A 23,558-nucleotide genomic window follows, 5' to 3' on the forward strand; every position below is an offset into this window, starting at 1 on the left:
AAATTAATGAATTCGTAAAAATTTAAATATTTTCTTTTCGGTGCAATTAGTTATATTTGCCAAAAACCAACCTTTATGTTAGCGTTAAATATAAAAAACGAAACTTCAAGATTAAGAGCAGTTGTTTTAGGTACAGCTGTGAGTAATGGCCCTACACCAACAATTGAGGAGGCCTATGATCCTAAATCGTTAGAACATATCAAAGCTGGGACATATCCTATTGAGGCTGATATGGTAAAAGAAATGGAGGCCTTTTATCAAGTATTTCAAAAATATGATGTCAAAGTATATCGACCAGAAATTATCGAAAATTACAACCAAATTTTTTCCCGAGATATTGGTTTTGTCATCGAAGATGTTTTTGTCAAAGCCAATATCCTTCCTGATAGAGAAAGAGAATTAGAGGCAATTCAATATGTAATAGATCAAATGGATCCTAATAAAGTAGTGCGTCCACCTGATGAGGTACATATAGAAGGTGGAGATGTAATGCCTTGGAATGATTATATTTTTATAGGTACATATAAAGGTTCTGATTACAAAGATTACATAACTGCAAGAACGAATATGGAAGGTGTTGAGTTTATAAAACAATTGTTTCCTGATAAAATTGTAAAAGAATTTGATTTGGTAAAATCAAAGATTGAACCAAGAGACAATGCGCTACATTTAGATTGTTGTTTTCAACCTGTAGGTACTAACAAAGGAATTATTTACAAAAGTGGATTTAGAGAAGAAGCGGATTATTTGTTTTTGGTAAATCTTTTTGGTAAAGAGAACTTATTTCATATTGAACGAGAGGAAATGTATCATATGAATTCTAATGTTTTTTCTATCGCTCCAGACGTAGTTGTTTCTGAAAAAAACTTTACTAGATTAAATACTTGGTTAAGAGAGCAAGGGTTTATCGTGGAGGAGATTCCTTACGCAGAAATAGCAAAGCAAGAAGGATTGTTGAGATGTTCAACATTACCTTTGATTAGAGATTAATGCTGAAAAATTTAAAAAAAAAGATGAGACAAACGACAAATACAATACTTATGATTCGTCCTATAGCTTTTAGGATGAATGAACAAACAGCTGTTAATAATTATTATCAAAAAGTGTTAGATGATTTAACACCAGAGACGGTAAATTTCAGAGCGCAGCAAGAATTTGATGCTTATGTGGAAAAACTTCGAAGTGTTGGTATTCAAGTAATTGTTATTCAAGATACAAAAGAACCAGATACACCAGATAGTTTGTTTCCTAACAACTGGATCTCATTTCATGAAACAGGAGATGTAGTTTTGTATCCTATGTTTGCCGAAAATAGGAGATTGGAACGAAGAGAAGATATTTTAGATACTATCGAAGAAGCTGGTTTTGAGATTGCAGAAATTATGGATTATACTTCTGCTGAAGAGGATAATATTTTCTTAGAAGGTACTGGTAGTATTATTTTAGATCGAGAAAATAATAAAGCTTATTGTGCTTTGTCACCAAGAGCTGATGAAGAATTGTTTATTGAGTTCTGTGAAGATTTTGACATGAGTCCCATTATTTTTGAAGCTTTTCAAACAGTCAATAACGAAAGAAAGCATATTTATCACACGAATGTAATGATGTGTATTGCTGAAACCTTTGCAGTCATTTGCGCAGATTGTATAGATGATAAACAAGAGCGAAAAATGGTGTTAGAAAATCTTAAATCAGATGGTAAGGAAATTATTTTAATTACAGAGGAGCAAGTAAATAATTTTGCTGGAAATATGCTGCAAGTTCGTGGAGCAGATGATAAACGATATTTGGTAATGAGTAATTCAGCTTATCAATCGTTAACAAAAGAGCAAATAACTAAAATTGAAAAGCATTGCGAAATTTTACATGCAAGTTTAGACATTATCGAAGCGTGTGGTGGAGGAAGTGCTAGATGTATGATGGCTGAAGTATTTTTACCCACTTCAAATGCCGAATAAAAAAACTAAAATATAAGAATCTTAATTGGAATATAATCATGCCCCAAAAGTTAAGTGTTTTGGGGCATGTTTTATTTTGTATTGATTTGATTTAAATGCCTCTAATTATCGATAAAACAGCACTAATAATATATTGAATTCCAATAGCAATTGTTAAAAATCCAATTATTCTAGAAATGGCTACAATACCAGAAGATCCTAAGATGTTAGCTAAATAATGAGCACTTCTCAGAATGATGAAAATCAAGATTGCAACGGCTAACATGGCACTAATAGCACTAATGATTTCTACAGTAGTAATCATGTTGTTAGAAGTCTCTAACTCTTTATAATAGGCTATTAATAATGAAATCGAACCAGGTCCAGCTAACATTGGCATAGCTAGAGGGGTCAAAGCAATATGTTGGCGTTCTTGAATCTCTTTTTCAACTTTTTTGTTAATCCCTTTATTTTTACTAAACTTACCATTTAAAAGTGAAAATCCAGAATTGGTAATGATAATTCCTCCCGCAATTCGCAATGCGTTTATAGTAATACCAAAAAAAGTTAAAACATATTGTCCAATAAAAAAGGAGATTAAAAGGATGATACATACATTAATAGAAGCCGTTAGCGCAACATTACTTCGCTCATTTTTGGTATATCCTTGAGTCAATCCAACGAAGATTGGTATAGTACCTATAGGGTTTAATACAGAAAATAAAGCAACTGCTAAGTAAATGAAATTTTCCATTGTTTTTTTTGTAAAAGTATCTGCTTATCCAAATATAAAACTTAAATTACAATTAAATAAATGTAAATTAAAAAAGATTTAGTAATTTTAGAAAAAGATTGTTAAAGATGAAAACATTAGTAATTGGTGCTACCACAAATAAAGAACGATATGCTTACAAGGCTATTCATAGTTTAATAGATAAAAGTCACCAAGTTGTTGCCATTGGGTCAAAACTAGGGATGGCTTTGGACGTAACTATTGAAACAGAAAAAAAACCTTTTAAAGGAGTGGATACGGTTACATTATATATAAATCCTCAGATTCAAGAAAGTTATTACGAATATATAGTTTCGCTACAACCAAGAAGAGTCATTTTTAATCCGGGAACTGAAAATCCAGAATTCTACGCTATTCTGGAGCAAAATCATATTCAATATGAAACGGCTTGTACACTCGTATTGTTAGCAACTAATCAATATTAATTTTTCTTTTGCTAATAATTAATAAACCAACAAAGGTTATTAATCCGTTTACTATAATTAATTCATTATCGAAAACGTAATTACCAAATAAAGCAGTTGAATTTTTACTAATCAAAAACGTTGCTAATGGAGATAAAAAACAAATGTAAGGCACAAATTTGTCTTTTACATCTTTGTTTTTAACCAGTAGTCCAAATGAAAATAACCCAAGAAGCGGTCCATAAGTATAACTTGCAAGTACAAAAATCATAGTAACAACGGATTGATCATTAATGGACTTAAAAAGAATTATCACCAAAAATAAAATAAATGAAAAAGCCAAATGGACTAAATGTCTGGTTTTAATTGTTGCTTTGGTTTCTTCTTTTTTTTCCATTCCTAAAAAATCAATACAAAAAGATGTGGTTAATGCAGTTAGTGCGGAATCAGTTGTAGCAAAAGTTGCAGCAGTAAGTCCAAGTAAAAAAACAACTGCAGGAACCAATGAAAAGTGATTAAAAGCAATTTCGGGGAATAAATAATCTGTCCGAGTAATAGTTTTTCCATTCACTAATTCTGTAGGAACTTCAATCCCATTTTTAGTAGCATAAAGGTAAAGTAAAGCACCAACACTTAAGAAAAATAAGTTAATTACAACAAAAATACCTGTAAAAGTAAACATGTTTTTTTGAGCTTCTTTAATATTTTTACAACTTAAATTTTTTTGCATGAGATCTTGGTCAAGTCCTACCATAGTAATCGTAACAAACATTCCTCCTAAGATTTGTTTTACAAAATGAAATTTATTGGTCATAAAGTTTTCAAAGAAGAAGATTTTTGAGTACGAACTATTTTTTACCGTTTCAAAAGCGTCCACTAGTCCTAGATTCAAATGGTTACAAATGAAATAGATGGTAAAAAAAACAGAACCTACTAAAAAGAAAGTTTGTAGCGTATCTGTCACAATAATAGTTTTAAGGCCTCCTTTGTACGTGTAAGCAAATATTAATCCTAAACTTAAAAGTACAGTAAAAGCAAAAGGTATTTTAAAAAAATCAAAGACAAAATGTTGCAAAACAATAACTACTAAATACAATCTAAAAGCAGAACCAATAGTTCTACTTAATAAAAAAATGAATGAGGCTGTCTTGTAACTATAATAACCTAGTCGTTGTTCAATATATCCATAAATGGAGGTTAAATTCATACGGTAATACAAAGGGAGTAATACAGTAGCAACTATGATAAATCCAATCGCATTTCCAATAACAAACTGAAAGTATTTGAACTGTTGTCCAGCTTCAGCGCCTACTTCTCCAGGTACAGATATAAAAGTAACACCAGACAGTGCGGTTCCAATCATTCCAAAAGCAACCAAATACCAAGGAGATTGTTTATTGGCTTTAAAAAAAGAAGCGTTGCTGCTTCCGTCTTTTCGGCTCATATAAGTAGAGAGCGCAAATAAAACGATGAAATATGAAATAAAAAAAGCAAGTATGGTTATAGGTTGCATGTCAAAATATTTTTTACAAAAATAGAAGAATAATACAATTCATTAATATATTTAGTTAAATTTGATAAGTCAATAAAAAAATCTCATATCCATGTAGGGAAGTAAAATTAAAATCTTTTGAGAAAATGGTAAAACAGTACATATTTATTATTTTGTCATTCTTGTTTAGTACAACTTCAGTTGTGGCACAAGAAGAGGAGAGTGATGAAGAATTGATGTCACAGGTGAGCATTGATATGAAGTTTGACAAGACCTTGTATCCCAAGAATGAGAGGAATGTATATTTTTCTGAAATACCTAAGGCGGTTTTAATGGCTGTAGAAGTTTCTCAAAAGTACGAAGAAATGAAGGTTGAATTAGAAAATGACGCGCCAAATGAAGAATTAAAACAGGTTAAAAAAGGGGAGTATATAGAAAATGGTGAAAAAATAATATTCTTTACAGGTGTAATGACTGATGATAAAGGAAAAGAAGTTTTTATGGAGTTTTTAGTAAAAAAAGCATCTGAACAATCCTGTATTATGGTCACCTCACTTTACGAATTAAATGCTAAAGATAAGTTTAGCAAAGAAGCAAGAAAAGCTATATTGTCGGCAAAAATTAGTAAATAATGTAGGATGAAAAAAAAGTATAAAACCTATCTGTTTTTTCAGGTAGGTTTTACTTTTTTAGTACATTTGCGTTATGGAATTTTCGTCAAAATTACTTGAGAATGCGGTGAATGAAGTTGCGATGTTGCCAGGAATTGGTAAAAGAACAGCGCTTCGTTTGGTTTTACACTTATTAAAACAACCGAATGAGCAAACATTTCATTTGACAGAAGCATTGTTACAAATGAGAAGCGAAATAAAGTTCTGTAAATCTTGTCATAATATTTCAGATGTAGATATATGTGAAATTTGTAATAATGAAACTAGAGATAAGCATGTCATTTGTGTGGTAGAAGATGTTCGTGATGTGATGGCTATCGAGAATACAAATATTTTTAAAGGAGTATATCATGTTTTAGGTGGGAAGATCTCTCCTATTGATGGAATTGGACCAAGTCAATTGCAAATAACTTCGTTAATTGATAAAGTAAAAAAAGGAGAAGTAGAAGAGTTGATTTTTGCTTTAAGTTCAACAATGGAAGGAGATACGACCAATTTTTATATTTACAAACAAGTTAAGGATTGGGATGTTAAAATTTCAACTATTGCTAGGGGAATTGCTGTGGGAGATGAATTAGAATATGCAGATGAAGTAACACTCGGTAGAAGTTTATTACATAGAATTCCTTTTGAAAAAGCTATTAAACAAGTTTAAATAAAATTAAAATAAAAAAAGTAGTAATTTTACTTTTAAAAACATAAGCTAATAACATTAAAAAATCAAACTAAAGAGATGATTAAAAATATTTGTTGTATTGGAGCAGGATATGTTGGTGGGCCAACAATGGCGGTGATTGCTCAAAGATGTCCACATATTAAAGTGACAGTTGTGGATTTGAACGAGAAAAGAATAGCAGCTTGGAATGATCCAGATGTAAACAAAATTCCCATTTATGAGCCAGGGTTGAGTCAAGTAGTTGCTGAAGCTAGAGGTAGAAATTTATTCTTTTCTACAGAGGTAGATCAAGCGATTGATGAAGCAGATATGATTTTTATTTCAGTTAACACTCCCACTAAAACTTACGGTATAGGCAAAGGTATGGCTGCTGATTTGAAATATATTGAGTTGTGTGCTCGTCAAATTGCTAGAGTGGCAAAAAATGATAAAATTGTAGTTGAGAAATCCACACTACCAGTAAGAACGGCAAGTGCTATTAAGGATATTTTGGATAATACAGGGAATGGCGCTCAATTTCAAATTTTATCTAATCCAGAGTTTTTAGCTGAAGGAACAGCAATTGAAGATTTATTTGCTCCTGATAGAGTTTTAATCGGTGGAGATACAACACCCGAAGGGCAAAAAGCTATACAGCAGTTAGTCGATGTTTATGCAAATTGGGTTCCTAAAGATCGAATTTTAACCACTAATGTTTGGTCCTCAGAATTATCAAAATTGACAGCCAATGCTTTTTTGGCACAACGTGTTTCCTCAATTAATGCACTTAGTGAGCTTTGTGAAAGAACCGGTGCTAATGTGAATGAAGTGGCTAAAGCTATTGGATTAGACAGTCGAATTGGTCCCAAGTTTTTAAAGGCTTCTGTTGGTTTTGGAGGTTCATGTTTTCAAAAAGATATACTTAATCTTGTATATATAGCTAAATCCTATGGATTGCATGAAGTGGCTGATTATTGGGAACAAGTAATTATTATGAATGACCATCAAAAAAGAAGATTTGCCAAAAACATAATTAGTACATTATATAATACTGTTTCAGGTAAGAAAATAGCTTTCTTAGGTTGGGCATTTAAAAAGGATACCAATGATACAAGAGAATCGGCAGCAATATATGTTGCAGATGATTTGGTAAATGAGCAAGCGGAAATTGTAGTTTTTGATCCAAAAGTAGGACAAGAGCAAATTCAATTTGATTTGAATTACTTAAATACAAGGACAGAAGAAGAAAATAAAAATGCTGTAAAATCAGTAGCAAATCCATATGAAGCATGTAAAAATGCTCATGCCATAGCAATACTTACAGAATGGGATGAATTCAAATCATATGATTGGAAACAGATTTATGATAATATGCTTAAACCGGCCTTTGTTTTCGATGGCAGAAATATTTTAGATAAAAAAGCATTAGAAGATATTGGATTTAAATATCACGGAATTGGTGTAAACGAAATTTAAAATTTTCTAAATTACAATACGGTAGTCCTAAATTAATAATTAGGGCAACCAAAGCATCTTCTTGCTTCAATATCAAATTGGTAGACCAGGCCTAACTCAAAAATACCACCTGTTCTGCCAATTTTTGTTGTGTTTAAATCATATGAAAAACCAACTTTAAAATGTTCATATTGTAATCCACTAAAAAAGTTAACAGAGGTTATTAAATGACTTGCATCTGTTCTTCTAACTGGATTAGCGGTTAAACTTGAGCCAATTGTAAATTGATTAAAAATAAGTGAACTTGCAAGATCAAGTCTATTATAAGCGCCTTGATTCATGAAATTTCCAGTAATTAACATCTTTGTTTCAAATGGCAAAAAAGTAGTGCTTATAAAGTCAGAGATTTTGAATTCATAACCAGTTGAAATAGAATAAAACATATCTAAAGGAATATTTCCTTCCGCTGCCATTGATATATTCGGTTTATTCAAATGCTTTATAGAACAACCTATCCAATAAGCCTCATTGTAGAATAATAATCCTGTTGAAATATCTAAAAATTGAATTCTATTATTTACTTGAAGTGGATCAATACTTGTTGGCGAAATAGTCTCATTTGAAATATTAATTTGATCTCTTAATAACACATTCTGAAAGCCATAACTTTTACTGCCATAGCCTACTTCAATTCCTGGTCTAAAACTCCATTCATAATCTAATTCTACAAGATAAGAATAGCTTGCATTAGCTTGAATAAAATTATAACCTGTAAAATTTTCACGATGATTTAAAAAATTTACACCCAGACCACTTTTACTTTTTTCTAACCAAGTGCTTACATAAGCATAATCGGTATCAACTTTAAAATCTAAACTGGTCCATTGCGAACGATGTATAAGACCAGCACTAGTGGTTTCTAGAAATCCAGTAAAACTCGGGTTTTTAGATTCTGGGACTAAAAAAAATTGAGTAAAAATTGGATCTTGAGCACATGCTATAATTGGGCTGAAAAAAACAACAATAAAAAACTTAATAATTTTCATGTACACTTCTTTATTTGATTAAGACAAAAGGACCACTTTGTTCAATTTTTTTATTATAGAAAGTAGTAGCTGTAAACTTGTAAAAATAATTGCCATTTTCTGCAGTAATTGAATTTATTTTACCATCCCATCCGGCAATATTTTCTCCTTTTTCAGAATATATCATGTTACCCCAACTATCATAAATAGAGAGTTCTAAATTATTTAGCCCTTCAAAAGCAGGAATAAAGCGATCATTAATTTGATCATCATTGGCTGTAAATCCTGTAGGCATGATTAATTTATAGCCTTTTGTAATAGTAATTGTTGTACTAAATTCATCTGAACAACCAAAAGCATAATTTACATGTAGGGTTATCGTATATGTGCCTTCACTCAAATAGACGTGACTAGGATGGAGTTCCGTTGAAAATTGACCGTCACCAAAATTCCAATTCACATTTATAATGTCGCCTTGGGATAAATTTGTAAATTGAACTGGGTCTTCAATAGAGTATTGATCAAAGTGAATTAATGAATAAGAACTAGAAGTAAAAGCGGCATTACCAAAAATTGGATTTGTAATTAAGTAACTACTGCTGTTGGAACAACCTCTAGAATCAGTAACAGTTGCGGTTATTAATCCGTTTTGATTTGTGCTCATCTGTTCTTGATAAGTACCAGAAACAGTTCCATTGGACCAGCTAATTTGATAGGGAGGCACACCTCCTTGAACATGTCCTTCAAAGTGATGAGTAATTTGACCCGATTGACAATTTACGTCTGTATTAACGGTTAAAGTAAGTACTAAAGGAGTCGGTCTAAAAACAGCATATTGACCTTGTATTGAACAACCTCTAGAATCTGTTACAGTAACGGCATAATTTCCATTAGTAATTCCGGTTAAATCTTCGGTTGTGGAGCCATTTGACCAATTAATGTTATAGGGAGGGCTTCCACCTGAAATAACCAAATCAATAGCGCCTTGATTGCTAGTATTACAATTTAAATCGTGTTGTACTATGCCATTCAATTGAAGAGGTTGAGGTTCTGTTATAGTAAAAGTTCTGTTAATAGGACATGACGACAAGTCTGTAATAGTTACGGTATAACTTCCTGGACCTAAATTGTTTCTAATGGCTCCAGAAACACTGCCATCATTCCAAACTATCGAAATGGGGGCTTGGCCGCCTATTAATCCTAGGTTTATACTTCCATTATGGGCTCCAAAACAAGTGATTTGATTAATAACTGGTTGGATGGTAAAGACAGGTAAATCAGAAATAGTATGTTGTATGGTTTTACTACAGCCCTGCGCATCTGTTATATTAATTGTGTAAACGCCAGGACCTAAATTGTTTTGAAAAGCACCTGTCCCAAAATTGCTCCATTGAATAGTATAGGGTGTAACTCCACCAGATATGTTTAATAAAATACTTGCATCATTGGCTCCATAACAACTTATAGCAGTAGAGGTCAAAGTTGCATCAAGTTGTGTTGGTTGATTTATAATTATAGGTATAAGTTTAATTCCACCATTAGCATCTGTAATTTTAACGGTGTAATTACCCGCAATTAAATTGGAGAAAATAGGATTTAGAATTGTAGTATTTGGCAAGGTTTGAATGACAGAACTATTCAATAAGAGTTCATAGGTATAAGGGCTCACGGATTCTTGATTAATTAAAATTCCTAATTGTCCATTATTACCTCCAAAACAAGAAACCGCTTGTAATGCTGTTGAGTTGGTACTAGCTTGTAATTCGTTAGGTTGTGTTAAAACAAAATGGAGTATAATAGAAGGACAAATTCCGTCTGAAAGGGTAACGGTGTAGTTCCCTGCAGCTAAATTTGAAATGTCTTCAGTTGTAGCATTAAATCCATTAGGTCCAACCCATTGATAAGTATAATTGCTTGATCCACCTGCTATTGTTAATTGAATAGAACCGTTATTGTATCCGAATACACTTATTTGGTATCCTGAATAATCCGAAATGATTGAGGAAACTAAAATACTTGGATTAACAGTTATTTCATAAATGCTTTCAAGGCCAGTACATGAGTATCCTGCATTTTCATAGGTAGCCTGAACATGATAAATAATAGTTAATGGGTTAGACGTAGTATTAGTTAATGTTTGACTAGGAAGATTGCCTACTCCACTAGATAAAGCACCTGTAATACCAATAGGTACATCAGCTGTCCATGTGTATTGATAGGTTCCAGGTATGCTCGAACTAAATAAAACAGCAGACGAGTTACTAGAGTTACAAAGCACCTGATTAGAGATACTAAACAAAACATCAGGCTTTGGCAATAGGGTAATAGTTAAGGTAAATGGACTACCATTACAATTATTATAAGAAGGTATTATAGTATAAACAAGTGTTTGAACGGAAGGGCTAGTATTCAATAAGGTTTGATTTATAGAACTACCACTTCCATTAAAGGCTCCAGAGACAAATGGATTAGTTGTAATAGTCCAAGTATAAACTGTTCCAGAAGGAACAACCGTGTTATTGTCAGGGGTTCCGTTAATTGCAAAATACTCAAAACTTTGACCACTACACAACAATAAACTGGTACTTGAAATTTGAGGTTTAGGTAAAACGGTTATTTCATAAGTATATTCTTGACCTGGGCAAGCATTTTGATCTAAAGTATTAGCATAAGCATGGTAGATTACTGAGATAGGGGAATTGGTGCTGTTGATTAATTGTTGGGAAGGAATAATTTGAGCACCATTGTTGGCAACACCTTGTATTCCTATAGGATTTGAAGATGTCCATTGAAATTGAACATTTGAAGTACTACTGCTGAGTTCAACAATTGAAGAATAGCTTCCTGAGCATAGGGTTTGACTCCCTAATGAGAAAATCACGTTAGGACTTGGTGAAACAGAAATTTCAAATGTTTCAGAAGGTCCGCTGCAAGTATAACCATTATAACTAAATATTGGCGTAACAACTAGGGTGCTTGTAACAACACTTTGGGTTTGATTTATGGCTGTAAAAGAGGGAATGTTACCTGATCCACTCGATCCTAAACCTATAGAGCTATTGCTATTAGTCCAATTATAAGTAGTTGTTCCTATAGTGTTCAGGCTAGAAAAACTTATAGCGGATGTTGATTGTGCATTACAAACGATTTGATTTGGAATTGGATTGACTTGACCTTTTGGGTTTATAGTTATTGTGAACTGAATAGGGGAGCCAACACAACTTTGATTGTTATAATTGTAAGTTGGAATAACGGAAATGGTTCCAGATATTGGTGTTGTAGTATTATTTTGCCCTATAAATTGGAGGAAATCACCTGTTCCTGAAGTTCCAAGTCCAATGTTAGAGTTGTCATTATTCCAAAGAAAACTTGTTGTACCTTGCAGGTTAGGACTTGAAAATGAAAAATTGATAGTGGTTCCAGAGCAAACAGTTTGATCAGAAATAGTGTTAATCAATACTTTTGGTAGAACAGTAATAGTAAATGTTGTTGGTGATCCAGAACAACTAAAATTGTTGTATGTGTAGATAGGTGTTATTGTTAGAGTTGCGATAATTGGTTGTAAACTATTGTTAATACTAGTAAATGATGGAATTGGTCCTACTCCAGAACTTGCTAAACCGATAGAAGGGGTATTGTTATTCCAATGATAGACAACATCACCTACTGTTGCGTTTGAAGTAAATGAAATTGTATTGGTTGTTGTTTGGTCACAAATGGTTAAATTAGGGAGTGGAGTTACTTCTATTTTAGGATAGATAGTCAAACTGAAAACTTCATTGGGACCAGAGCAAGTAACCCCATTTAAGGTATAAAATGGACTCACAGTAACCATCGCTGTTATTGGTAAATTAGAATTATTTATTGGTATAAAACTTGGTATTGCGCCAGTTCCGTTACTTGGTAGGCCTAATGAATTTTGATCGATACTCCAATTGTAAGTTGTAGTTCCACCAGTAGTAATAGTCGAAAAATTTATAGGCGTAGTTGATGTTTGGCTACAAACTGTTATTGGGTTAATTCCATTTACCTGAGCATCAGGTAATATTGTAATAGTGAATGACATTGAATTACCCGTGCAATTTATTCCATTATAGATATAGGTAGGGGTTACATTTATAGTAGCTACTAAAGGAGCATTGGTTGTATTGGTCGTAATAAAACTTGGTATAAAGCCTGTTCCACTTGAGGCTAAACCGATGGATGGATTGTTATTGCTCCATTCGTAACTTGTGGTACCTAAAGTAGTATTTGTGCTAAAAGAAAAAACAGGTGTGTTGGTATTTTTGCATGTAGTAAATGCGGGTAAATTATTCACCTGTGCCGATGGTAGAACTGTAATCGTAAAATGAACAGGTGTTCCTTGACAATTAGTGATGCCAGAATTATTAATTGGTGTTACAGTAATTGTACTTGTAATTGGAGTCGAAGTAGTATTTTGAGCTGTAAAATTCAAGTATCCAGTTCCACTTGAGGATAAACCAATAAGGGGGTTAGAATTGTTCCAAGAGTATCCTGTTGTATCAGTGCCAGTGAAAATAACATTGTTTACCAATTCTCCATTACAAACGACTAACGAGCTAATTGGGTTTAAGATAGGCCTTGGTAGGACATTAATTTCTATGCTTTGTGAGGCTGGGTCACATGGTCCAACAGGGTCATTTGTAGTTAAAGTTAGTGTAATCGTTCCTGTATAATCAATTGGAGGGGTAAAACTACTATTAAGTTGATTTGGATTAGAAAATGTTCCTCCGTTTGATGAGGTCCAAACAGCTGACGAAGCAGCACCACCAATAGTTCCGTTAAGTAAAATAGTTGAGTTTTTACATAATGGAGGATAATTACCAACAGCAACAGTGGCTTCTGTGTTGAAAATAGTGGAGAAGCTTGATGAGATAGGTTGACAAGGTAATGTAGGATTGTCAGAAGTTAGTGTAAAAGTTATTGAGCCTATATAGTTTATAGGTGGTGTATATGTTGCATTTAATGTTGTAGAACTGGGTGAAAAAGTTCCGCCATTGACAGATGCGGTCCAACTACCAGTAGTAACACCTCCAGTTATTGAACCATTTAATTGAATAGTTGTATTTACGCAGGTTGCAGATATTCCTGACGCACTTAAATGTACCTTTGGTAGTACAGTTACGCTGCTAGAGTAACTATTACTACCACATTCATTACTAATTGTGAGTGTATAATTATAAGTACCTGGTGTATTAAAAGTTAATGTAGGAGTTGGATCATTTATGCTTGATATAGTACTTGGTGGATTACTTCCAAAGTCCCAATTAAAGGAAACGGGATTTGTTGCATAGCAATTAAACACTATTGGGTTAAGTTGAAGCTGTGAACCTTGGCAAATTATTGTAGGATTCAGACTTGTTGTTGGTTTTCCTTTTACGGTTATAGTTTTTGTTTCTATATCAGCCGCACATAGAGCTCCGAATGTTGGATTATTTAAAGATGTTGTTAAACTAACAGTATAGATTCCTGGCGAATTAAAAGTAATTTGTGGAGAAGTAGATGTATTGTTACTATTAATAAATATCCAATCATTAGCTACGTAGTTTGGACAATTTAATGAATTGTTTGAGCTAATATTCCATAGATAATTGTTAGTATTTGTACAACCTACATCACTCGATTGATTGATTAGTTGAATAGATGCTGGCGCACACAGTGAAAATGAATTTGTAGTAAAATCAGCAATTACTTTAGGATTAACGCATAAACTTTGTGAAATAGAACTTATTCCACAAGAGTTCGATCCCGTGTAAAGTGTTATTGTGTAATTTCCTGGAGCTAGAAAAGTGATATTTATTACGCTTGCTGCAGAAGGTAACCAAGCTCCTGGGTTGTTACTTTGTGCATTATTATAACCAAGATTTTGTGCAGTAGCTATATATGGATTACTGATAATAAATCCTGTCGAATTAACAGGAATGTTTCCTCCAGGACCAGTTATAACCCAATATCTTTTATAACTTTGTGTGCAAATATAATTTGGAGGACCGCCTATATTATATCCACCTTGTGTAGTGTCAGACATTGTTACTGTGGTTCCTTCACAAACAGTATCATTTATTGGATTTCTACTAAAGTTAGCTATAGGGGCAGATTGTATATTAATTGGTCCTACTGCATTTGTTCCATTTCCGCATGGATTTGTGATGGTTATTGATGCTTGATACGAATTAGGATATACTGTATTGTTAATTGTAGAATTTGATCCACAGGAACTTGTTAGAAATTGATGTGTTATTGTAGATGGTGGTGGGTGATTAAATGTTATTGGAGGACTACCATCATTAACTTGAAAAATATATTGTGTTCCAGGAGTGTTTTGTGCACCATAAAGCAAATTATATGTTACACTGCCAGGGTTGCATAAAGTTGGTATACCCATGGCACTTATTGTTGCTGTAGGTATAGAACCAATATATAGATAAAATGTTTTTTGACTTGAACATTCACCAGGATTTTGTATAGTATATGTTAAAGTGTAATATCCTGCTGATGAATAAAAGTGAAAAGTATCAGTAAGATTGCTTCCTATATAACTATTTGTTTGACCATCACCCCATTCAAATGTATGTATTGAACTGCTATTCGTTCCTGTTGATTGTGTTGTGAAAGAAAATAGTGCCCCAGTTGTTAGAGCATCATTACTACAATAGGTAAAATAGTTTTGATTATTGTATAAGCTTATGTTCCAAAAATTACCATCAATTAATTGAATTTGAGGTGCACTAGGATTGTAATTACTAACTTGTATTGTTACACTATAAAATGAACTGCCATTTATTGTCAAAGTTGCTATATAGGTTCCTGCTGTATTGTATGTTATTGTGTGTGGTCCATATTGAGTTGACGATTGAATATTTCCTCCGTTAAACTGCCAATTATATAATGTACTAGAGTCTGTTTCAGTTGATGTATTTGTGAATACTATTGACTGTGTTTTACAAATATTAATGATGCCATTTTCCGATTGAGGAATTGTTGTGAAATTAGCACTAGAGGTACTAGCAAAACCGTAGAGGCCTGAAATTAAAAGCAGTAAGCAAAACTTAGTCTTCAAGAGTAGTTGTAGTTTCATAAGCAATGGTTTTACCTAATAAAGGTATAAAAAAAAACACTATACAATTAGTATAGTGTTCTTGTTTTTTTTAACTTTATTTTATGATTTAGTTATATTTTTTTGTTTGCTTTTTTAAAACATAAAAAGATATAAAAATTCCTGTTACAAGTAATGGTAAAATTACATTATCAATTGGAGTGTTTGGTGCATCAGCAGCATCTCCACTACCTTCTTCTCCAAAACCAGGATCAAACTCGTCTTGAGCTATTGCTGCTGTAGATAGTATAAGAAAAAACAATAAACAGATTTTTTTCAGCATAGTTATAATAATTATTTTATTAATATTGATTTTGAAGATTGTAACACATTTTGATTATCATATATGTTCAGAAAATAAATGCCTTGATTCAATTTTTGAGTAAATGATATGTTTGTTAATTGATTGTCAAATGTTATTTTTTTAGATTCAACAATTTGTCCTAAACAATTATATATTCTGTATTCATATATTTCTGAACTTGGTTGTTTGGTAGAAATATGAATCCCTTGTTCAAATGTCGTAGGATTTGGATATATAGCAAAATTATTTTCTTGACTAAACGTAGAATTGGTTAACGTATTTTGGAAAAGAATTTTAAATCTATTACCTGAACTCAATGGATCAGCAGTAACAACAAAATCATATTCAAAAACACTACCGTCTACAGAAAAAGGTGTTACAGTATTCAGAAATAAATCTTGTAATAGCGCTTGTCCAGTATAACTAAAATCTTCAGTGAAAATTTTCAATTTATAGTTAGAATTTTCAGTTGTTAGTGTTAATCTAAGCATTAAAAAATCATTATTTTGAATAGGGGCTCTATGCTCAGAAGACAAAGAACGAGTATCAGTGTAGAATGCTAAAGTTTCACTAGGGTTACTGATTTTAGGGACATCGTTAGTGTCGTATGAATTATTTCCTCCAGAATAAAATCCAGCTACAACAGCATCTTTTTTGTTCCAAATATTGTCCTCTTCCTTGTGTAAAGTTACTCTTAGTCGCTCAGAAGAAACTGTGTTTGCAACCCTATTGAAAACTAAATTTGTATTTGAAGTTGATTTATGGGTTTCCTTTATTGTTAACGTAGATGTTCCTGACGTAGCTTTTACAAAGAAAGCTTCACCTGATTGCATTATGGTACTTTGGTTAGCTGGATTAGAGTTCAATCCAGGATTTCTAGTAGTTGTATAGTCACTGTATCCATTAACATCATCCCAAGTTACATAAGCTCCATATGATCCAAATGTTGGGTCGATAAACCATATTTTTTTTCCAATTCCACTGTTTGAGCCATCATTTAGAATTGTTTTAAAGTCTATTGGGCTTGCATACGGATTCCCTACAATAAAATAAGTAGTTGATGGAACGTTTGAGTATACAACATTTCCGGTAATTAAATTCCCTGTAGCTTTTAAGGTTGTCGTTGCTTGTGGAGTGTTAGGATTTACATTTCCTTGACCATCAGTGGCTTCTCCATAAGGGTGTGTTGCAAAAAGTAAAAAGGCTTTGTTTGATGAACTTGTAAATAGGGTCTCGGTAAAAGTATTAGTAATACTAGTCCATGTACCTGTAGAGTTGTTAAATCTTCTTAAATTATGACTTGAATTTGTAATTAATTGTAATCCATTACTAGCTGGATTTCCACTAGGACCCCAAATATCTGTTCCATATCCGCTTACCGTAGAACCATTGTTTTGCCAATTATTAAAAACTGTATTATTTGTTGATCCTTTTACAGGTGCGGTTATTAGTCTCCATTTTCTACCTTGATTTGTTAAAAAGCGTTCAACATTGACGTTGCCATTAATCGTTGGATTAGAGGTTAACGAAGCTACTCTAGCGGTGTTTGATATGTTTGAAACAAGAGTGATTATACCCCCTGTGTTAAAAGTGACTGCAGCAGGTAAATCGAAAAGAGTTCTAACTCGAACATCACCAGTTCCTGTTAGGTTTGAAGTCGCGTTTACTATAAGTTGATTTGGATAACAAACTGTGTTAATCTGAACTCCATTTGTTGAGCTTAAAGTTAATGATTCTAATTGTGTTGTAGTATCTAGCAATTCGTTACCAGCTACAATTAAACTTGAGTGCTGGGCGTAAGTAACGTTGTATATACCACCTGAGATTAATGTTGGGCTGTCTTTGGTTGCGCCTCCACTTCTAATTATACTTGTGTTTGTGTTTAAATTAAACCCTCCAATTAATAGTCCTTTTATTAAATATAGATTACCACCTGTATTAATGTTAAAACCATTGCTGTAAACGTCGTATTCTGAATTGATTTTGATATCTCTATAATTGGTGTTAAAAACTGTTAAGTTGGCACTGCTTGGTCTGTATTCAACAGTACATCCACTAAAAACCGGTTGTAACTGAGATAATTGTGTTCCCCCTAATGGGTTTAATGCTAAAGGTTCTGAATTTCTTAATATTAATGTACCTTGTCTAACTCCAAGATTGCTATTGTATCCAGTGCTACTTCCATTGTCTTCTTGAGTCATTATCATTTGACCATAGATAGTAATAACACCAGAATCGTGTCTAAAAGTAGCTCTATTGTTGTTTGAATTAACTACGTTAGTGTACAAATTTACATTTCCCAGAATGTCAAAATTAGTTGTAGTTCTACATGCGAGTGTTGTGGTTCTTGCACTTGATACAGTAATGTCATTTCCTATTGTGAGAGATCCAGCTTGTACTGAACCAGGTCCATTTAGAATAGTTGTATGATTGAATGAGTCACTTGCCTTGATGAAAAAATTTCCAGATATTGTTAATAGTTGATTTGTGTTGACATTTATTATCGCAGCATTCGTTGTGGTTATTGTTGTGCTCAATCCAGTAGTGTTGTTTGCTAATGGCTCTGTGGTTAAACTACTACAAGTTACACTTGCAGTAACAGTAATCGTGTGCGCTTTAATTGTGACGGTGTCATCTGCATCGGGTATGCCGTCAGCGTCTGTACCAGAATTTAATAACCACGACCCTGATGAATTCCAATTTCCATTTGCTTTACTTGTAAAAGTAGCTTGTGATAGCATTAAATGAGAAATGAATAAAAAAAACACAGGAATTAATTTGTGTACTATTTTCATAAAAAATATTTCTGTTGTTGTTAAAATAGTTACAAATATAAGAAAATATTTTTTAAAAAAAATAATTTTAACTTCAAATAAACTTTTATATATTTGAGAAAAATAGATAAGATGAAAAGTAAAGTAATTATTTTAGGAACAATGCTTTGCGCTTCTTTGTTGGGTGTTGCTCAAGATGTTGCTCAAGATAGTAGTAAATTAGGTAATTTGCTCAAAATAGAGTGTAGTTTTACAGGTGTTGGGTTAAATTATGAGTTGCCTGTTGGGAAAAAGCTTAGTCTTGATAATGGAGTGGGGTTGACAGCTGGTGTTCAGGTGCTTAATGATAGAGTGCATTATGAAAAAAATGTCTTCAACCCGTCTTCTTATGTCAAATCAGAGCTTAAATATTATTACAATAGGCACATTCGAATTGCGAAAAAATTGCCTACTAGCTTTGGTCAAGGTAGTTATTTTGGTTATCAAAGTAAGTTTATGACACAGCGAGTTTTTGATGATAAATTGAAGTTAAGTAATATATTGATGTGCGAAGGACATTGGGGAGTACAACGAGTGTTTTCAAATAATTGGATGATTAATTTTCATATAGGTTTAGGTAGAGCTTTTGATTTTACAACCAAGGGTAGTTCAAATTACATGGCTTTTGGGTTAAAAGTTGCGTATTTTATTCGTAAAATGAAATAAAATGTAATTTTTTAATACTCTTCAATGTTAATTTTTCATTATTTTATTAAGGAATAATTTATAAAGATGTGATTTGTTAAAACCCTAGTGTTTGTAAATGATTGTAGCTACTTTGTTTGGTCTATAAGGTATAAAATTGAATTGTTTTTCTATTGATTATTACGTATTTATAAGTTAAAAATAAGTTATTTTGCGATTAATTTGTTATTTTTTAAATAAAAAAAAGTAATTTTGCCCTCTCAATTTGAATAAAAATTATCTTTATGAACATTTTTAAGAAGTATGTTGTACTTTTCTTAGTGTTATTTTTTTGTAAAAATATTGCACAAGAGAAAAAAGATTCTGTTTATATACCTAACAAGGTAATTAATAAGACGGTTTCAGATACTATTCATCCCAAAGATAGGGAAAAAGATTACAATAGATGGTCTGTGAACCTAAATGTTGGTACAAATATTGGTATTCGTCCATTCACTCCTGGATATTCTGCAACTACCCCAAATTACATTACAAATCCAGAATTTAACCATTTTGATTTTAATGTAAGAAGAATGTTTAACACCAAGTTTGGTGTTATGATTGATTTTGCATATGACAATTTCTCAGCACAAAATGGGAGTCCTGATTTTAGTAATAACCTGTACAGAACAACCTTTCAAGGTGTTTTGAACATGCATAGAGTGATGAATTGGGAAGAGTTCACAGAGACATTTGGTTTGCAATTTCATTTAGGTCCAGGTTTTTCTTTTTTACAAGCACCTGGAACAACTACCTTTAATCACTATGATAACCTATTTAGCATAAATGGAGGGGCAACTCTATTGATTAAAATTTCAGAAAGATTGGCTTTCAATCTAGATTACACGATGATTAGCAATTTAACTCAGCACGTAGCTTTAGATGGTCAATCAAATGTTGATCCTAGTTTGAGTAGATCAGGTTCGATTTACACAACTTCTGCAGGATTAACTTTATACTTAGGAAAAAAAGAGAGACATGCTGATTGGTACTGGGAAAACGTTGATACTAAAAAAGAGTACAATGATTTACTAGCAAGAATAGAGGATTTAGAGACAATGTTGAATGATACTGATAGAGATGGAGTAGCTGATTATCTGGATGTTGAAAATAATACAGTAAATGGAGTAGCTGTTGATACAAAAGGTAGAGCTGTTGATTTAAACAACAATGGAGTGCCTGATGAGTTAGAATCTTATGTTAATAATAAATATGGAGATTTACAGGCTACAGTTAATAATTTAATTTCTGGTGATAATAATTATTCGTTAGCCCAAATGAAGAATATGATTAATGGACAGTATGTTAATGTATTCTTTGATTTTGATGAAACTAGAATAACTACTGGTACAATATCAGCAATTAATTTCTTAATCAAATATTTGAATGCTAATCCTAAAGCCAATGCAGAAGTTATTGGTTATGCAGATGAATATGGTGATTATCAATACAATATTAATCTTTCAAGAAAAAGAGCAGAGCGTGTAATGGAAATGATTGTAAGATCTGGTATAGATGCTAAGAGACTTAAGTTAGTAGTTAAAGGCGAAGATAATTCAGTGCCTAAGAACTCTAAGTTAGCGAGACAACTTGTTAGAAGAGTAGCCTTTAAAGTAGATTAATCCTTTTAGATTTATATTAAATTATCAAACACCTGCAAAACATTTTGCAGGTGTTTTTTTGTTTATGATAGTCAACTCTAATTGTTTTTTATTCATTAATTTAATTGGATATTTATAGGTAATTTAAAAAAAGAGGTCATTTTTTAATATCTTTGATTTAAATCAAAAGTTAATGCTATGTATAATAAGTGGTTAAGTATTTGTGTATCCTTCTTTTTTGTTTCAATTTCTTTGGCACAAAGTAATTCGAGATATAAGAAACTTTATGATGAATTTGTAAAAGTCCAATTTTCTCAACCTGAATTATCTAGACAATATCTGGATTCAATTTTAGTATTATCTAAAATGCCTGATAGCCTAGTTTCAAAAGCTTATAATAATTATGGTATTTATTATGCGGTTACTGGTAATTATAGAAAGGCTATTTGGTATTTTAATAAATCTTATACATTCGATAAAAAAATTTCAAAGAGAACTAGAGCTAATATTTTATGTAATATTGCGAATACTCAAAAAATGGCTGGAGATTTCAATTATGCTATAACCAATTATACAAAGGCAAAAAAAATCTATGAGTTAATGGAGGATAAAAAAAATATTTTTAAAGTAGAAAGTGAAATCAGTTCTGTTTATTATAGTATGTCAGATTATAGTATGGCATTGGATATTTCTTCTGATTTGATTCAAAAATTAGAGAAATTTAAAGATGAAAAATTAATTAGTATTCAAAAGCTTAGACATGCAAATATATTATTCAATATAGCTGATTTTGATGATGCTATTAAGTATTATAAGATGACTTTGCCTTATTTTAGTAAGGATATTGAAAATAACATTCAAAACAAGTATGTTGCTTTGATGAATATCGGAGAATGTTATAGTGAGTTAAACAATAGTAATGCATTAAAATATTTTAATGAAGCCCTCTCTGGTTTTAAAAAAGTTTCAGATAAGAGAAACGAAAATTTATGTTTGAGTAGAATAGGTAAATTTTACTACAAAAGAAATGAATTAAACAAATCTTTACCTTTTTTAAAGCAATCATTTGAGTTTATGTATGATAAAATGCCTCATTTATCAACAGAAATTTTTGTTTTTTATTTGAAAAATTTAATTGACTTAAATAAAAATGATGAAATTAATAAGGTTCTAAAATTAGATCAATCTAAAATATTAGAAAACGCTAATTTGCAAGAAGAGATATTTTATTATAAAAATTTAGCATTTATTAAAAATAAACAAGGAAATATTGATGCGGAATATAAGGTGTTAAAAAAGTTAGAGGAACTTTATGAGGAAAGAGAGGAGAAAAATACATTTGAGGAATTGCAAAAGAAGCTAAATCAGTATAATATAAAAAATGAAATTCAAAAAAATAAAAATTTAGAGTTAATGCTCGCAAATGCTAATTTGCAAAAATGGATAACGTTTTTGACTGTGTTTTTTTTAATTATTTTATCTTATTATATTATAGATAAGTACAAAAAGAAAAATAAGATTCAACAGTTACAATTAGCGCAATTAGCACAAGAGAAAGAATGGCATCAGAATACTAAGCTTTTACTGGAAGAAAAATTAAAAGTTGAAACAGAGTTAGTAGAAATAAAGGAACGTGAGTTAACAGCAATGCAACTTAAAAAGTATCAGCTGAAGTCTCGAATTGTTGATTTTTTAAGTGCTACAGAATTGATTCAGGATAAAAAGCAAGTAGATAAGATTGTTAAAAAAGTTAATAGCTATTTCGATAATGAAGATTATTGGAATGAATTCCAAATTAAATTCACAAAAATGCATCCTAATTTTATTAATGCGCTAAAAATTGATTACCCAAGTTTGACCAAAAAGGATATTGATTTTTTAATCTTGACTAAATTAAATTTAAGTAATAAAGAGATAGCAAGTTTAATTAACATTTCTTACGAAAGTGTACTTAGTAAGAAGTATTTGTTAAGGAAAAAAATGGGTATTGGTTCTGATAATGAATTGGTCACTTATTTGAGCCAGAAATAGTTTTTATGCTTTCATATTTCTATTAATTCATTTGACGCATCATTGTGTTTGTAAATGATTGTATAATATTGAGCGATGTTTAATTTAAGTTTAAGAGTTAAATCTCTTTCATTATTTTGATAGTTCACATAAACTACTGAGTTAAAGTAATTCTTATGATTCTAGTTAAGTGGTCAATAGAATTTTTGTCTAAGAAAAGAAATGAATACCAAGCTGATTTGTATTTTTGTAAAACTAATACTTATAATTTTATAAATGACTAGGCCTTTTATAATCATCAGTATAATAATATCTTAGTCTTATTTGTTTGATTAGTATGAAATCTCAACTTTAAATAAATAGGTCAAATCTTCAAAACAGTTTAACCATGTATGTAATGTTAATTGCTCTAATTTTTACGTGTTATTTTGTTATGAATGGGTATAATAGTATTAACAGTTAATGGAAATAGTTAGTTTACAGATTGTTAATGGAATACTTTAATGATTTTTTTCTTAGTGTTAGTCAGTGTGTTTTTTTATTTACATTACTGATAATTAAGCACTTATGTTTTTTAAGTCTCCTTAAATTCTATAT

The 23,558-nt window shown here is 31.6% G+C and carries 15 protein-coding genes; 9 read left to right on the top strand and 6 right to left on the bottom strand.

Going from position 1 to position 23,558, the window contains the following annotated elements:
- Nucleotides 1-75 precede the first annotated feature (75 nt).
- Together QZ824_RS05050 and ctlX are read left to right on the top strand one after the other, a co-directional pair.
- On the top strand, nt 76-990 hold the full coding sequence (locus QZ824_RS05050; protein ID WP_291274929.1) for an arginine deiminase family protein: 915 nt from the start codon (nt 76-78) through the stop codon (nt 988-990).
- A 23-nt stretch (nt 991-1,013) separates the two neighbouring features.
- Complete coding sequence (gene ctlX, locus QZ824_RS05055) at nt 1,014-1,958, top strand: citrulline utilization hydrolase CtlX (RefSeq protein ID WP_291274930.1); 945 nt, start codon at nt 1,014-1,016, stop codon at nt 1,956-1,958.
- A gap of 91 nt (nt 1,959-2,049) precedes the next feature.
- On the opposite strand, the gene QZ824_RS05060 is transcribed toward ctlX, so the two are convergent.
- Nucleotides 2,050-2,691, bottom strand: a complete 642-nt coding sequence (locus QZ824_RS05060; protein ID WP_291274931.1) for a MarC family NAAT transporter — start codon at nt 2,689-2,691, stop codon at nt 2,050-2,052.
- Nucleotides 2,692-2,798: 107 nt separating this feature from the next.
- Between QZ824_RS05060 and QZ824_RS05065 the strand changes: the two genes are divergently transcribed.
- Complete coding sequence (locus tag QZ824_RS05065) at nt 2,799-3,155, top strand: CoA-binding protein (RefSeq protein WP_291274932.1); 357 nt, start codon at nt 2,799-2,801, stop codon at nt 3,153-3,155.
- On the opposite strand, the gene QZ824_RS05070 is transcribed toward QZ824_RS05065, so the two are convergent.
- A complete protein-coding gene (locus tag QZ824_RS05070; RefSeq protein ID WP_291274933.1) occupies nt 3,142-4,647 on the bottom strand; it encodes a sodium:solute symporter in 1,506 nt (501 codons plus the stop codon). The genes QZ824_RS05065 and QZ824_RS05070 overlap by 14 nt on opposite strands.
- 182 nt (nt 4,648-4,829) lie before the next feature.
- Here QZ824_RS05070 and QZ824_RS05075 point away from each other — a divergent pair, with 182 nt between their 5' ends.
- The 3 genes from QZ824_RS05075 to QZ824_RS05085 all read left to right on the top strand — a co-directional run bounded on the left by QZ824_RS05075 (nt 4,830) and on the right by QZ824_RS05085 (nt 7,428).
- A complete protein-coding gene (locus QZ824_RS05075; protein ID WP_291274934.1) occupies nt 4,830-5,258 on the top strand; it encodes a hypothetical protein in 429 nt (142 codons plus the stop codon).
- Nucleotides 5,259-5,331: 73 nt separating this feature from the next.
- The gene (recR, locus tag QZ824_RS05080) at nt 5,332-5,952 is read left to right on the top strand and encodes a recombination mediator RecR (RefSeq protein ID WP_291274935.1); all 621 of its coding nucleotides are present in this window, start codon (nt 5,332-5,334) and stop codon (nt 5,950-5,952) included.
- Nucleotides 5,953-6,030: 78 nt separating this feature from the next.
- Nucleotides 6,031-7,428: a UDP-glucose 6-dehydrogenase gene (locus QZ824_RS05085; RefSeq protein ID WP_291274936.1), complete on the top strand. Its 1,398-nt coding sequence runs from the start codon at nt 6,031-6,033 to the stop codon at nt 7,426-7,428.
- Nucleotides 7,429-7,460: 32 nt separating this feature from the next.
- On the opposite strand, the gene QZ824_RS05090 is transcribed toward QZ824_RS05085, so the two are convergent.
- From QZ824_RS05090 to QZ824_RS05105, 4 genes are all read right to left on the bottom strand, one after another.
- A complete protein-coding gene (locus QZ824_RS05090) occupies nt 7,461-8,453 on the bottom strand; it encodes a PorP/SprF family type IX secretion system membrane protein (RefSeq protein ID WP_291274937.1) in 993 nt (330 codons plus the stop codon).
- Between the two features lie 10 nt (nt 8,454-8,463).
- Nucleotides 8,464-15,531 (bottom strand): PKD domain-containing protein, encoded by a 7,068-nt coding sequence (locus QZ824_RS05095; protein WP_291274938.1) that lies wholly within the window; start codon nt 15,529-15,531, stop codon nt 8,464-8,466.
- Nucleotides 15,532-15,619: 88 nt separating this feature from the next.
- Nucleotides 15,620-15,832, bottom strand: coding sequence for a hypothetical protein (locus tag QZ824_RS05100; RefSeq protein WP_291274939.1), 213 nt, complete (start codon nt 15,830-15,832; stop codon nt 15,620-15,622).
- Between the two features lie 11 nt (nt 15,833-15,843).
- A complete protein-coding gene (locus tag QZ824_RS05105; protein ID WP_291274940.1) occupies nt 15,844-18,648 on the bottom strand; it encodes a T9SS type A sorting domain-containing protein in 2,805 nt (934 codons plus the stop codon).
- Between the two features lie 111 nt (nt 18,649-18,759).
- Between QZ824_RS05105 and QZ824_RS05110 the strand changes: the two genes are divergently transcribed.
- The 3 genes from QZ824_RS05110 to QZ824_RS05120 all read left to right on the top strand — a co-directional run bounded on the left by QZ824_RS05110 (nt 18,760) and on the right by QZ824_RS05120 (nt 22,982).
- Nucleotides 18,760-19,332: a hypothetical protein gene (locus QZ824_RS05110; protein WP_291274941.1), complete on the top strand. Its 573-nt coding sequence runs from the start codon at nt 18,760-18,762 to the stop codon at nt 19,330-19,332.
- A 263-nt stretch (nt 19,333-19,595) separates the two neighbouring features.
- Entirely contained in the window at nt 19,596-20,972 is a 1,377-nt protein-coding gene (locus QZ824_RS05115) for an OmpA family protein (RefSeq protein ID WP_291274942.1), read from the top strand.
- Between the two features lie 177 nt (nt 20,973-21,149).
- On the top strand, nt 21,150-22,982 hold the full coding sequence (locus QZ824_RS05120; RefSeq protein WP_291274943.1) for a LuxR C-terminal-related transcriptional regulator: 1,833 nt from the start codon (nt 21,150-21,152) through the stop codon (nt 22,980-22,982).
- Nucleotides 22,983-23,558: the final 576 nt, after the last annotated feature.

Origin of the sequence: Flavobacterium sp., from assembly GCF_021151785.1 — a bacterium.
Classification (GTDB): Bacteria; Bacteroidota; Bacteroidia; order Flavobacteriales; family Flavobacteriaceae; genus Flavobacterium.

Excerpts from the sequence above, each read along its gene's own strand:
- QZ824_RS05050 (WP_291274929.1), top strand. The coding sequence starts at position 76 with ATGTTAGCGTTAAATATAAAAAACGAAACTTCAAGATTAAGAGCAGTT.
- ctlX (WP_291274930.1), top strand. The coding sequence starts at position 1,014 with ATGAGACAAACGACAAATACAATACTTATGATTCGTCCTATAGCTTTT.
- QZ824_RS05060 (WP_291274931.1), bottom strand. The coding sequence starts at position 2,691 with ATGGAAAATTTCATTTACTTAGCAGTTGCTTTATTTTCTGTATTAAAC.
- QZ824_RS05065 (WP_291274932.1), top strand. The coding sequence starts at position 2,799 with ATGAAAACATTAGTAATTGGTGCTACCACAAATAAAGAACGATATGCT.
- QZ824_RS05070 (WP_291274933.1), bottom strand. The coding sequence starts at position 4,647 with ATGCAACCTATAACCATACTTGCTTTTTTTATTTCATATTTCATCGTT.
- recR (WP_291274935.1), top strand. The coding sequence starts at position 5,332 with ATGGAATTTTCGTCAAAATTACTTGAGAATGCGGTGAATGAAGTTGCG.
- QZ824_RS05085 (WP_291274936.1), top strand. The coding sequence starts at position 6,031 with ATGATTAAAAATATTTGTTGTATTGGAGCAGGATATGTTGGTGGGCCA.
- QZ824_RS05090 (WP_291274937.1), bottom strand. The coding sequence starts at position 8,453 with ATGAAAATTATTAAGTTTTTTATTGTTGTTTTTTTCAGCCCAATTATA.
- QZ824_RS05095 (WP_291274938.1), bottom strand. The coding sequence starts at position 15,531 with ATGAAACTACAACTACTCTTGAAGACTAAGTTTTGCTTACTGCTTTTA.
- QZ824_RS05100 (WP_291274939.1), bottom strand. The coding sequence starts at position 15,832 with ATGCTGAAAAAAATCTGTTTATTGTTTTTTCTTATACTATCTACAGCA.
- QZ824_RS05105 (WP_291274940.1), bottom strand. The coding sequence starts at position 18,648 with ATGAAAATAGTACACAAATTAATTCCTGTGTTTTTTTTATTCATTTCT.
- QZ824_RS05110 (WP_291274941.1), top strand. The coding sequence starts at position 18,760 with ATGAAAAGTAAAGTAATTATTTTAGGAACAATGCTTTGCGCTTCTTTG.
- QZ824_RS05115 (WP_291274942.1), top strand. The coding sequence starts at position 19,596 with ATGAACATTTTTAAGAAGTATGTTGTACTTTTCTTAGTGTTATTTTTT.
- QZ824_RS05120 (WP_291274943.1), top strand. The coding sequence starts at position 21,150 with ATGTATAATAAGTGGTTAAGTATTTGTGTATCCTTCTTTTTTGTTTCA.